The following is a 12,150-nucleotide window of genomic DNA, read 5'->3' as shown; positions in this document are numbered from 1 at the left end:
TCATGAACTCCCGTCAGCGCCGCGGCGTGATACTCCTGCTCCTGTCGGTCCTGGGCGCCCTCGCGGCCTTCGCCGGCGTGCTCTCCGTCATCGACGACGTGAAGTCCAAGGTCGGCCCCGAGGTCACGGCGTACGAGGTCAAAAAGGACATCGAGCCCTACACCCGGCTCAGCGCGGCGCAGTTCGAGAAGACCGAGATGCCCGAGCGCTGGCTGTCGGCCAACGCGATCACCGACCTCGCCGCCGTCCGGGGCAAGATCGCCGTGACGACCCTGAAGAAGGGCTCGCTGCTGCAGAGCGACATGATCGTCGACCAGCCCGCTCTGCAGCCCGGACAGCAGGAGATCGCCATCATGATCGACGCGGCGACCGGCGTCGCCGGAAAGATCACGGCAGGCTCCGCGGTCAACGTGTACGCCACCTTCGAGGGGCAGAAGGAGGGCGATCCCGACCTGTCCAAGATCATCGTGACGAACGCCCGGGTCCTCGATGTCGGGCAGCTCAAGGCTCTCGAACCCGACGCCGACGACCGCACCCGCGCGGCGACCGAGGCCCGCCCCATCACCTTCGCCCTCTCCGCCCTCGACGCCCAGCGCATCACGTACGCCGAGTCGTTCGCCAAGCGGGTCCGGCTCGCCCTGGTCGCGCCGGGCGAGACCGGGACCGTGCCCGAGCAGGAGCGCACGTACGAACTCGCGAAGGACAAGTGAGAGGCCGCCATGCCCACGAGGATCCTCCCGGCAGTCGGCGACGCGGACGCGGTCCGCTCCCTCACCACGCTGCTCAGCCAGCTCCCGGACGCCGAGCCGGTCGTCCCGGTGACCGACTCCACCCAGCTCATCGACACCCTCGCACGCCTGGCGTCCGAGTCGATCGACGAGCTGCCCGAGGTCGTCGTGGTGCACGAGCGGATCGGGCCCGTCCCGGCCCTGGAGCTGATCCGTGAGGTCGCCCTGCGTTTCCCGGCCGTCGGCGTCATCCTCGTCACCTCCGACGTCAGCCCCGGCCTCTTCCAGGCCGCCATGGACTACGGCGCCCGCGGTCTGATCTCCCTCCCGCTCGGCTACGAGGAACTCGCCACCCGGGTGCACGCGGTCGCCCAGTGGTCGACGGGCGTACGACGGCACCTGGGCGCCGCCACCGACGTGTTCACCGGCATCGGCGGCACCGTCGTCACCGTCAGCGGCGCCAAGGGCGGCGTCGGCGCCACCACGGCCGCCATCCAGCTCGCCCTCGCCGCCCAGGCCTCCGGCCGCACCACCGCCCTGCTCGACATGGACCTCCAGACCGGCGACGTCGCCTCCTATCTGGACGTCCAGTTCCGCCGCTCGGTCGCCGACCTCGCCACCATCACCGACATCTCCCCGCGCGTCCTCGCCGACGCCGTCTTCCCCCACGACACGGGCCTCGCGCTGCTGCTCGCCCCCGGCGAGGGCGAGCGCGGCGAGGAGGTCACCGAGCGCGCCGCCCGCCAGATCGTGAGCGCGCTGCGCTCCCGCTACGAGGTCGTGGTGGTCGACTGCGGGTCGCAGCTCAGCGGGGCCGGCGCGGCGGTCGTGGAGATGGCCGACACGGCCCTGCTGGTCACCACGCCCGACGTGGTCGCCGTACGCGGCGCCAAGCGTGCCGTGCGCATGTGGGACCGCCTCCAGGTCCGCAAGGCCGAGGAGACCACCGTCGTCGTCAACCGGCACAGCCGCGCCACGGAGATCCAGCCCGCGCTCATCCAGAAGATCACCGGCACCGGTGTCGCGGCGACCGTGATCCCGGCGAACTTCAAGGAGCTCCAGGGCGCGGTGGACGCGGGGCGGGTCCACGAACTCGACGCCAAGGGCACGGTCAAGCAGGCCCTGTGGACGCTCGCCGGTGAACTGGGCCTGGTCAAGGGCTCGGAGGCGAACTCCCATCGCAACGGAGGCCGGGAGCGCGGCGCGCTGGCCTTCCGGCGGCGCAGGGAGCTCGGGAGGTGAGCGGGCGGCGGGACGAGGGGCAGGTGACCATCGAGTTCCTCGGGATGACCCCGCTGATCCTGATCACGCTGGTGTTGCTGTGGCAGTTCGTGCTGCTGGGATACACGTACACGCTCGCGGGGAATGCTGCGGACGAGGCGGTACGGGCCGCGACGGCGGCGCCACCGGGGGAGCGGGAGGCCGCGTGCGAGCAGGCGGGACTGGACAAGCTGCCCGGCGCCTGGACCGGCCAGGTGGACTGTGCCACCGGCGGTGGCTATGTCACGGCCGATGTCCACCTGGACGTCCCCGTCCTCTTCCCGGGCGCGATCGCCTTCCCCTTCCAGGTCGACGGACACGCGGGCGCCGTGGAGGAGGACAAGGACTGAGATGTCGTACTCCCGGAAGAGCACGCGCGACCGCGGCCAGGTGGCCCTCGAGTACCTGGGCTTCATCCCGATCCTGATCCTCGTCGCCATGGCGGGCGTCCAGATCGGGCTCATCGCCTACACCGCCCAGCAGGCCGGTACGGCGGCCAGGGCCGGGGCGCGGGCCGCCTCGCTGGACATGAGCGCGCAGGAGGGCTGTGTGAACGCGATCAGCGACTGGCTGTCCGTCGACTGCGCCGAGGGCGGCGGAGGCGACTCGGTCACCGTCACCGCCACCGTCCAGATCCCGTCGATCGTCCCCGGCTGGGACTTCGATCCCGCCGTCAAGACCGCCACCATGCCGCTCGACCACTGAACGAGGTACCTCATGAGTCTGCGGTCCCGCATCAACACCCCCGAGGAGAACGGCAGCCGGGGTGAGGACGGCCACCTCGTCTCCTCCTACCGCGCCAAGCTCCTGGAGGAGATCGACCTCGCGGAGATGAGCGTGCTGGCGGCGGCCGAGCGCCGGGCCCGTCTCGAGCGGGTGCTCGGGCACATCATCAGCCGTGAGGGTCCGGTCCTGTCGACGGTCGAACGCTCGCAGCTCATCCGGCGGGTGGTCGACGAGGCCCTCGGTCTCGGCATCCTGGAGCCGCTGCTCGAAGACGCCTCCATCACCGAGATCATGGTCAACGGCCCGGACTCGATCTTCGTCGAACGCGGCGGCCGCGTCGAGCAGCTGCCCCTGCGCTTCCCGTCCCACGACCAGCTGATGCAGACCATCGAGCGAATAGTCTCCACGGTCAACCGGCGCGTGGACGAGACGAACCCGATGGTCGACGCGCGCCTCCCGTCCGGCGAGCGGGTGAACGTCATCATCCCGCCGCTCTCCCTGACCGGCGCGATCCTCACGATCCGCCGCTTCCCCCGCTCCTACACGCTGCAGGAACTGGTCGGCTTCGACTCGCTCGACGAGAACATGCTGTACCTGCTGGCGGGCCTGGTGCAGGCGCGCTTCAACATCATCGTGTCGGGCGCGACGGGCACGGGGAAGACGACCCTGCTCAACGCGCTGTCCGGGCTCATCCCGGAGGGCGACCGGATCATCACCATCGAGGACTCGGCCGAACTCCAGCTCCAGCAGCGGCACGTGGTCCGGCTGGAGTCGCGGCCGCCGAACGTGGAGGGCCAGGGCCGGGTCACCATCCGCGATCTGGTCCGCAACTCGCTGCGGATGCGCCCCGACCGGATCGTGGTCGGCGAGGTCCGCGGCGGTGAGTCCCTGGACATGCTCCAGGCGATGTCGACGGGCCACGACGGCTCCCTCGCCACCGTCCACGCCAACAGCGCGGAGGACGCGCTGATGCGGCTGAAGACCCTGGCCTCGATGTCGGAGGTGGAGATCCCCTTCGAGGCGCTGCACGACCAGATCAACAGCGCGGTCGACGTGATCATCCAGCTCACCCGGTTCGCCGACGGCGCCCGCCGGATCACCGAGATCGCCCTGCTCGACAGCCACGGCAGCGAGCCGTACCGGCTGGCCACGGTGGCCCGCTTCGACGCCCAGCCGATGGCGGCGGACGGCCGGATCTACGGCCGGTTCGAGTACTTCCCGCTTCCGCGCCGTACCGTCGACCGCCTCTACATGGCGAGCCAGCCCACGCCCCAGGCCTTCGGCGTGGCCCAGTCCGCGAACCAGTTGGCCATCCGAGAAGCCAGGTAGGACCCACCCCCATGGACCTGCAGACCCTAGTCACGCTCACCATCGGCGCCACCCTGCTGACCTGCGCGCTCGCCGTCGTGGGCATCCACTTCTACGCCAGGGGACGGGCCCAGCGGGCGGCGCTGGTCGACCGGCTGTCGGCCGCGAGCCAGGTGCCGTACACCGGCCGCCGCCGGCACTTCCGCGACCTGGACCGCCGGCTGCGCCGCACCCGGCTCGGCAGGCAGCTGGAACTCCGGCTGGCGGCGACCGGGCTGGACGTGACGCCGGGCGAGTTCTTCGCCGCGATGGTCGGGCTAGTCGGAGGCCTGTGGCTGATCGGCCAGGCGACCCTGGCGCCCTTCTTCGGCCCGCTGGCCGGTCTGGCGGGCGTCTGGGCGGCGGTGCAGTTCCTCAACTGGCAGCGGCAGAAGCGCATCGAGAAGTTCATCAACCAACTCCCCGAACTGGCCCGCATCCTGGCCAACGCCACCCACGCGGGCCTCGCCCTGCGCACCGCGATCGGCATGGCGGCGGAGGAACTGGAGGCACCGGCGGGGGAGGAACTGGCGAAGGTGGCCAACCAGTTGGCGGTGGGCGTGTCGATGGAGGACGCGCTGGACGAGATGGCGAAGCGACTGCCGTCCCGGGAGCTGGTGGTCCTGGTGACGACCCTGGTGCTGTCGAGCCGGGCCGGCGGCCAGGTGGTCAGCGCCTTGCGGAACCTGACCGAGACGCTGGAGGAGCGCAAGGAGACGCGGCGCGAGGTCCGCACCCAGCTCTCCCAGGTGAACATGACGTCGTACGCGGTCCCGGTCCTGGGCATCGGCTCCCTGTTCCTGATGAACGGCGTCAAGGACGGTGCGCTGGAACGCATGACGGGCTCACCACTCGGCCAGGCGGCGGTGATCATCGCGTTCGCCCTGTACGCGGTGGGATTCATCCTGATCCGCCGCCTGTCCCGGATCGACGTCTGAGGGGGCGGCCATGATCGGTATCGGACTGGCCCTGTTGATGGCCGTGAGCGTGTGGGGCGTCTTCGCCGGCCTCCGTATGTACCGGGCGGAGGCGAAACTGCCGAGCGACCTGGTGCTGGCACTGGAGGTCGGATCGACCCGCACCGGCGCGGTGGACTCCCTCATCGACCGCATGGGCATGCGCTACGCCCCCGCCGTGCTGCGTCTGATGGGCCCCAAACAGGTCGCCAAGTACCGCCGCAAGATCGACCTCGCGGGCAACCCCGGCGGCCTGACCATCCACCGCTACGCGGCCCGCAGGGCGGTCTACGGCTTCCTCGGCGCCCTGGGTTTCCTGGTCTTCCTCCTCCGCGGCCAGATCCTGGTGGCCCTGCTCCTGCTGGCCTTCGGGGCGTTCTGGACGGAGGTCGGCATCTGGTCGGCGATCCGGGTCAGGAAGGACGTCATCGAGCGCACGCTCCCCGACTTCCTGGACGTGCTGGCGGTGGTGGTGAGCGCGGGTCTGGGCTTCCGCCAGGCGCTGGACCGCGTGGCCTCCAAGTACGAGGGCCCCTGGGCCGACGAACTGCGCATCACACTCCGCCAGATGGACCTGGGCATGAGCCGCCGCCAGGCCTTCGCGGAGCTGCGCCGCCGCAACGACTCCGAACAGGTCGCGATGTTCGTGACGGCGCTGCAGCAGGGCGAGGAACTGGGCGCGCCCATCGTGGACACCCTGGTCTCCCTGGCCAAGGACATGCGCCGTACGGACGCCCAGAACGCCCGCCGCAAGGCCGCCCGCGCGGTCCCCAAGGCCACCATGATGATCACCACCTTCATGGTTCCGGCCACGATGCTTCTGCTGGCCGCCGGGCTGCTGCTCGGCTCGGGCACCGACTTCGGCACGATCACGGGGAAGTAGGGGGCCGGGCGATGTCGATGACGGATGCGCGCAGGAACACCGACCCCGCCGAAGGCCGGGTGGGGGCCTCCGACGTACCCGCACTGGACATCCAGGTCAACGCACTGCAGGCCATGTGCCGCCAGGTCTTCGGCTTCCGGCTGGCCATGATCGCCCTCGCCGCGCCCGCCGCCCTCCTCAACGCCAACCCCGGCCTCGGCACCCGTTTGGTCGGCGCGGCGGTCGTCGTCACCTTCATGGTGTCCTACGCCCTCTTCAGGGACTGGGAACGCTTCGGTCCCCTCCTCCTGCGCCACCCCAGCCTCCTCGCCGCGGACACCCTCTTCGCCAGCCTCCTCCTGATCTCCGCGGGCCCCGACACCACGCTCGCCTACGTCAGCGTCTGCACTCCTCTCCTCGCCGGTATCGCCTACAGCTGGCGAGGCGCCGCGGTCTTCGCGTCCCTGCAGTCCCTGATCCTGCTCCTGGCCCAGACAGCCCTCCCGCACCCGAACACGACTCCCGCCGAGATGCTTCTCCTCCCGGGCTTCTGCGTGATCACGGGCGCGGTCGGCTCGACCCTGCGCAACCTCCTGCTCCGCTTCGGCACGGCGACCCAGGCCCTCACCGCGATGAAGGCACGCCTGGCGGTGACGGAGGCGATCAGCGAGGAACGGGCCCGTCTGGCGCGGGAGATGCACGACTCGGTGGCGAAGACCCTCCATGGCGTGGCCTTGGCGGCGGAAGGCCTGGCGACATCGGCGGCCGCCCCCACCCCGGACCCGGCCCTGCTCAAGCAGCAGGCCGAACTCGTGGCCCGGGCGGCCCGCAGAGCGGCGACCGAGTCCCGCGAGCTCCTCACCGACCTGCGCCGGGACCAGGCCCCCACCACGGACGTACTCGAGGAACTGGCCACCCGCACAAGGAACTTCAGCGCCCGTACGACCCTCCGGGCGACCTACCGGGCCCCCACCCACCCCCACCCCGCGCTCGCCGTCCCGCACCCCGTGGCCCGCCAACTCCTCACCATCACCGAGGAGGCGATGGAGAACGCCCACCGGCACGCCGAGGCCACGCGCATCGACGTCACCGCGGACCTGGACCCCGACCACGAACTGCTCAGCATCAGCGTCCAGGACGACGGCCGCGGCCTCCCCCCGGACACCACCCTCGACGCACTCCGCCGTTCCGGCCACTTCGGCCTGGTCGGCATGGTGGAACGCGCCGAGTCGGTGGGCGCCCGTATCCACATCGGCGAGGGCGCGGACGCGAAGGGCACGGAAGTACTCCTGGAACTGCCCTTGTCACTCCCGCGGGCGGACCGATGACCCCCCGCCCCACCACGAGAGGAGGCCGCGACATGCCGGACGACCCCCAGCACCCCACCCCACCGATCGCACTGTTCCCGACGGCCCCGCCGACCCCCGTCCGGATCGTCGTCGCCGACGACAACCCGGTGGTCCGGGCGGGCCTCACCGCCCTCCTCACGGGCCGTGAGGACATCACGGTCGTGGCGGAGGCGGCGGACGGCCGTGAGGCGTACGAGGCCGCGAGCCGGCACCACCCGGACGTGATCCTCCTGGACGTCCGCATGCCGGGCGTCGACGGGATCTCGGCGCTGCCGTACCTCGTGCCGATCGCCCCGGTGCTGATGCTGACGTACAGCGGAGAGCCGGAGACCGTCCAGGAGGCCCTGCGCAGAGGAGCCGACGGTTACCTCGTCCACGGCGAGTTCACCGCGGACCAGCTCGTCCTGGCCGTCAGGGACACCGTGCAGGGCCGCACCCACCTCACGCCCACGGCGGCGGGCGCCCTGCTGACCCAGCTACGCGATGCGAATGCACATGTAAATCCCTATCTTCCGGTGCCAGCAACGCCGTTTCCCCTCAAAGGGCTTTCGCAACTGCAATCATCTGTGGGACAGTCGTCATCGGACCGGTCGCGTTTCCAACTCAGCGCGAGGGAGGCGGAGATCATGGACCTCATCGCATCCGGCATGAACAACCAGCAGATCGCCGCCGCCTGCTTCATCAGCGAGAAGACGGTCAAGAACCACATCAACCGCATCTTCGCCAAGCTCCACAGCACGAGCCGCTCCGAGGCCGCCGCGAAGTGGCTGGGCACGGCGCCGAGTTCGGGCCGAGGGGTGGGGTGAGCCGTGTCGATGCGAGGTTGGGCCCGGATTTGGGCCCACGGGCCCTGCGCCGACCGGCATCCGCAGGTCTACGTTCCGGTTGTCGACAGCGACGACGCCGAAGGGGCCCGCAATGAGCAACCGGTTCAACGACGACAAGGGTCAGACCGCGGTCGAGTACCTGGGCATCATCGCGGTGGTGGTGGCGATTGTGCTGGCGATCACGGGGACGGATATCGGCAACACGATCTACACCGCGATCGTGGACAAGGTCAACGAAGTCATCAGCGGCTGACCGGGCCTCGTAGACACGACGACGCAGGGCAGGCTTTCCCCATCTACATCATGGTGGTGGCGGGCCTGCTCTTTCTCGCGTTCGCCTACCTCGCGGTGGGCCAGGCCGCGGCGAACAGAAACGGCGCCCAGACGGCGGCCGACGCGGCGGCGCTGGCAGCGGCCCTGGACACCCGGGACAAGCTCACCGACAAGTGGGTGGAGAACGTTCTCGATCCCACCAAGTGGCAGGACATCTTCAACGGCGTGGGAGTGGACTTCGACGGGTGCCCGCGGGCGGACCAACTGGCCGCACAGAATGACGCCACCCCCGTGTACTGCCAGTCGATATCGGGGCTGCCGCCGGGCTACAACGTCGAGGTCAGGACGAACAAGACCGTCGGTGATTCCATAGTCCCCGGAGTCGAGGGCAAGCAGTCGACCGAGGTCGCCACGGCGGTCATCGAACCGGTCTGCGAGTTCGAACTGCCTGGCGAAGACGCGGACGCGGACGTGTTGCCGGAGCTCACCTGCGAGGACGGTGTCGTGTGGCCCTTGGACCCGGACGACCTGACGGATCTGCCCGGACCCGAGGACCTCTTCGACGTCCATCTGGCACAAGCGAACGACGAGTGACGAAGGAAGCGGAGTGATGAGCATTCGGTTCACGGCGAAGGCCCGCAGGGGGATGGTCGCGTTGACGATCGCGGCCGGACTGGCCGTCGGTGTGGCCGGTTGCAGCGGTGGAGGGGACGACGACAAGAAGCCGGAGACGTCGGCGTCGGCCTCTCGCACGAGCGGGTCCGACCCGAGTACTCAGGAGGGCGAGTCCGGCGAGCCGATGGCGGAGTTGAAGGGCTCGAGCGGGCTGCTGCTCCAGATCACCTCGGCCACTCGTGACGCCGGCGGCTTCGTCACGGTGAACGGCAACCTGAAAAACGACGGCTCCAAGCGCATCACCATTCCCCCCGCGGTGCGCGGAGACGAGACGGAGATTCTCCGGCACGGCATGTCGCTCGGGGGCGCGACCCTGGTGGACGCCACGTCGAAGAAGCGCTACTACGTGCTGCGCGACACGGACGGCCGACCCCTGACGACGACCGGCTTCTCATCGCTGCAACCCGGCGAATCCCTGGCCGTCTTCGTCCAGTTCCCGGCCCCCCCGACCAGCACCACCGACGTCACCTTCCAACTCCCCACCTTCGCCTCCGCCCCCATCCAGATCTCCGGATGACGCCCACCATGACCGCCACCCGAACCCCACCCCGCCTCGCCCTGGCCATCACGGTCGCCTCGCTCATGGCGGCGCTGACCCTCACGCCCGCCCAGGCCGACGACGGCGGCCCCAGCGTGCCCCCGGGCACCGAACCCTCCGCCACCGCACCCGTCGAGGTGGACCCCAACGACCCGGATCTGAAGCTCCCGGAAGGCGCCACCCTCGCCGAACCGAAGGTTCTGGACATCAAGCAGGTCGTCGAGGACCAGAGCGGTGACGAGCGCAGGGAGGACACCAACGCGGACGTGAAGTTCGCCCTCCAGGCGGAGGTCCTGTTCGGAAAGGACAGCGCGAAGCTGAACGGCGAGGCGAAGGCCCGTATCTCCGCGATCGCGGCGGAGATCAAGAACCAGAACGCCACCCGGATCCGTGTCTTCGGCTTCACCGACAACCTCGGCAGCTACGCCCACGGCCGCACCCTCTCCCGGCAGCGCGCCAACGCCGTACAGGACGTCCTCGACCAGGAGTTGAAGGACTCGGGCATCACCTACGAGGTCCGCGGCTACTCCGAGGACTACCCGATCGCCTCCAACTCGACGGAGTCGGGCCGCAAGAAGAACCGCCGAGTCGAGGTGTCCTTCCCCCGAGGGGAGAACTGACCGACCGGGATGGTGTGGCTCACCAGGTCACCGGCAGCTCGTAGACGCCGTAGACGATGCCGTCGTCCTTGAACGGGATCTGGTCGAGGTCGGTGGCCCGGCGCAGGGTGGGGATGCGGCGGAAGACGGTGTGGTAGACGACCTGGAGTTCCAGGCGGGCCAGGGGCTGGCCCAGGCACTGGTGGATGCCGAAGCCGAAGGCCATGTGGCGACGGGCGTCGCGGCGGACGTCGAGCCGTTCGGGGTCGGGGAAGACGTCGGCCTGCCAGTTGCCGGTGGCGCCCGGCATGATGACGCCTTCGCCGGCCCGGATGGACCGGCCGCCGATCTCCAGGTCCTCCAGGGCGAGTCGGCGCTGGCCGTTGTGGACGACCGTCAGATAGCGCAGCATCTCGTCCGCGGCGGACGCCAGGACCTTCGGGTCGTCGGTGTCGCGGACGACGGCGAGCTGGTCGGGGTGTTCCAGGAACGCGAGGATGCCCAGGGCGAGCATGTTGGCGCTGGTCTCGTGCCCGGCGCCGAGCAGCAGGACACCCAGCATGGTGGCGTCGTGGTGGGTGAGGTCACCGGCCCGCACCCGGGCGGCCAGATCGGAGAGCATGTCGTCCGCCGGGCCGGCGAGCTTCACGTCGATCTGACCGCTCAGGTACTGGTAGATCTCCCCGAAGGCGGCCCGTACCGCTTCGGCGGTCACGTCCCGGCGCAGCCCCACCTTGCTGTTGGCCTGGAAGAAGTCGTGGTCCTCGTAGGGGACGCCGAGGAGTTCGCAGACGACCAGTGACGGCAGGGGGAGCGTGAGGGCCTCCACCAGGTCGACCGGCTTGGGGCCGGCCAGCATCGCGTCGATCAGGTCGTCGGTCATCCGCTGGACGGCCGGGCGCATGGCCTCGATGCGTTTGACGGCGAACGCCCCGGTGACCATCCGGCGGATGCGCGCGTGATCGGGGTCGTCCATGTTGAGAAAGGACGGCGGGTTCTTGGCGGCGGTCTCCCGGAAGGCCTCGTTCAGGTAGGGGAAACCCGGCCGGGTGGTGTCGACACTGAGGCGCGGGTCGCCGTACAGGGCCCTCTGGTCCTCGTACCGGGTGACAAGCCAGTGCACGCTCCCGTCCCACAGCCGAACCCTGGAGACCGGCTCCTCGGCGTGCAGTTTCATCATCGCCGGAGGCGGAGCGAACGGACACCCCGCTGCCCGGGGCATCGGAAAGTCGGCAACAGCCTCGTCCTGCGTGTCGACAGGGGCGTGGGTCATGACACTCCTCGGTGGGGGGAAGGAAGCCGAGGACATCGAACCCCGCGAGCCTGACAACTCCCCGTCAGACGGCTGACGGGCGGCTGATTGGCCGGATCCAGAGAGGTGCCTGTGCTCAAAAGTCACGGTCCTGAGCGCGGTGGCGGCCACCATCGAGTCGATCGCGTATGCGTGTGCTCCAGCGGCGCGGAGCGTCTCGTGGGCGTATGCGAGAGCAACGGCTCTACGACTCCTCCCGGTCTGTGTCGTCAGGGTCGGAATCCAGCCGAAGGCCCGGAAAGGCAGCCCGCCACGGTGATACTTTTTACTCGCTCACCGCAAATCGATTCGCGTAACAAATCGAAAGCCCCGGAACATGAGGGGCGGCAGCGAACAATGGGGGATACGGCATGTCGGGCGGCACGGACATCGAGGATCCGGCGGCACTGAACCGCGCGGGCACCGGCGCGCAGGAGATGGCGGGACGGACGCGAACCGCCGGCGCCCACCCGGTGGACGAGACCCGCTCGGCATCCAAGGACTTCGGCAGCGGCAACTGGAACGGCGGCCTCGGCGCAGCACTCAGCGGCCTGGCGGAGACCTGGTCGAGCCAGGTCTCGGCACTCGCGTCCAAGTGCGAAGGCCTCTCCCGCCAGTGCGGCGGCTCGGGCCTGCTCTACCAGAGCACCGAGACGGCGAACACGCAGACCATGCGCTCCCTGTCCGGCAAGCCGTCACCGTTCGGCTGACGCTGACGC

15 protein-coding genes are annotated in these 12,150 nt (G+C 69.8%); 14 read left to right on the top strand and 1 reads right to left on the bottom strand.

The window, feature by feature from the left end:
- Window positions 1-2 precede the first annotated feature (2 nt).
- From cpaB to AQJ46_RS06325, 13 genes are all read left to right on the top strand, one after another.
- Entirely contained in the window at window positions 3-710 is a 708-nt protein-coding gene (gene cpaB / locus AQJ46_RS06380) for a Flp pilus assembly protein CpaB (RefSeq protein WP_059204662.1), read from the top strand.
- Window positions 711-719: 9 nt separating this feature from the next.
- On the top strand, window positions 720-1,970 hold the full coding sequence (locus AQJ46_RS06375) for an AAA family ATPase (RefSeq protein ID WP_059204661.1): 1,251 nt from the start codon (window positions 720-722) through the stop codon (window positions 1,968-1,970).
- A 44-nt stretch (window positions 1,971-2,014) separates the two neighbouring features.
- The gene (locus AQJ46_RS06370; RefSeq protein ID WP_263972862.1) at window positions 2,015-2,338 is read left to right on the top strand and encodes a pilus assembly protein; all 324 of its coding nucleotides are present in this window, start codon (window positions 2,015-2,017) and stop codon (window positions 2,336-2,338) included.
- Between the two features lies 1 nt (window position 2,339).
- Window positions 2,340-2,693, top strand: coding sequence for a TadE/TadG family type IV pilus assembly protein (locus AQJ46_RS06365; RefSeq protein WP_057609953.1), 354 nt, complete (start codon window positions 2,340-2,342; stop codon window positions 2,691-2,693).
- A gap of 12 nt (window positions 2,694-2,705) precedes the next feature.
- The gene (locus AQJ46_RS06360; protein ID WP_059204659.1) at window positions 2,706-4,043 is read left to right on the top strand and encodes a CpaF family protein; all 1,338 of its coding nucleotides are present in this window, start codon (window positions 2,706-2,708) and stop codon (window positions 4,041-4,043) included.
- An 11-nt stretch (window positions 4,044-4,054) separates the two neighbouring features.
- On the top strand, window positions 4,055-4,999 hold the full coding sequence (locus AQJ46_RS06355; RefSeq protein WP_059204658.1) for a type II secretion system F family protein: 945 nt from the start codon (window positions 4,055-4,057) through the stop codon (window positions 4,997-4,999).
- A gap of 10 nt (window positions 5,000-5,009) precedes the next feature.
- Window positions 5,010-5,900: a DUF5936 domain-containing protein gene (locus AQJ46_RS06350; RefSeq protein WP_057609956.1), complete on the top strand. Its 891-nt coding sequence runs from the start codon at window positions 5,010-5,012 to the stop codon at window positions 5,898-5,900.
- A gap of 11 nt (window positions 5,901-5,911) precedes the next feature.
- Entirely contained in the window at window positions 5,912-7,207 is a 1,296-nt protein-coding gene (locus AQJ46_RS06345; RefSeq protein WP_404828380.1) for a sensor histidine kinase, read from the top strand.
- Between the two features lie 32 nt (window positions 7,208-7,239).
- Window positions 7,240-8,034: a response regulator gene (locus AQJ46_RS06340; protein WP_059204657.1), complete on the top strand. Its 795-nt coding sequence runs from the start codon at window positions 7,240-7,242 to the stop codon at window positions 8,032-8,034.
- 112 nt (window positions 8,035-8,146) lie between these two features.
- On the top strand, window positions 8,147-8,308 hold the full coding sequence (locus AQJ46_RS56115) for a Flp family type IVb pilin (protein WP_167368204.1): 162 nt from the start codon (window positions 8,147-8,149) through the stop codon (window positions 8,306-8,308).
- On the top strand, window positions 8,305-8,922 hold the full coding sequence (locus AQJ46_RS06335; RefSeq protein ID WP_079072198.1) for a pilus assembly protein TadG-related protein: 618 nt from the start codon (window positions 8,305-8,307) through the stop codon (window positions 8,920-8,922). The genes AQJ46_RS56115 and AQJ46_RS06335 overlap by 4 nt, the downstream gene beginning before the upstream one ends.
- 16 nt (window positions 8,923-8,938) lie before the next feature.
- On the top strand, window positions 8,939-9,520 hold the full coding sequence (locus AQJ46_RS06330) for a hypothetical protein (protein WP_057609959.1): 582 nt from the start codon (window positions 8,939-8,941) through the stop codon (window positions 9,518-9,520).
- Window positions 9,521-9,528: 8 nt separating this feature from the next.
- Complete coding sequence (locus AQJ46_RS06325) at window positions 9,529-10,161, top strand: OmpA family protein (protein WP_059204655.1); 633 nt, start codon at window positions 9,529-9,531, stop codon at window positions 10,159-10,161.
- 19 nt (window positions 10,162-10,180) lie between these two features.
- Here AQJ46_RS06325 and AQJ46_RS06320 read toward each other — a convergent pair whose 3' ends face one another.
- Window positions 10,181-11,413, bottom strand: coding sequence for a cytochrome P450 (locus AQJ46_RS06320; RefSeq protein ID WP_059204654.1), 1,233 nt, complete (start codon window positions 11,411-11,413; stop codon window positions 10,181-10,183).
- Window positions 11,414-11,802: 389 nt separating this feature from the next.
- Between AQJ46_RS06320 and AQJ46_RS06315 the strand changes: the two genes are divergently transcribed.
- Entirely contained in the window at window positions 11,803-12,141 is a 339-nt protein-coding gene (locus AQJ46_RS06315; RefSeq protein ID WP_059204653.1) for a hypothetical protein, read from the top strand.
- Window positions 12,142-12,150 lie beyond the last annotated feature (9 nt).

The sequence above is a fragment of the Streptomyces canus genome (assembly GCF_001514145.1).
In the GTDB taxonomy this organism is placed as follows: domain Bacteria; phylum Actinomycetota; class Actinomycetes; order Streptomycetales; family Streptomycetaceae; genus Streptomyces; species Streptomyces canus.
Note: the sequence above shows the minus strand (reverse complement) of the source record. Positions and strands in the feature narration are given on the sequence as shown.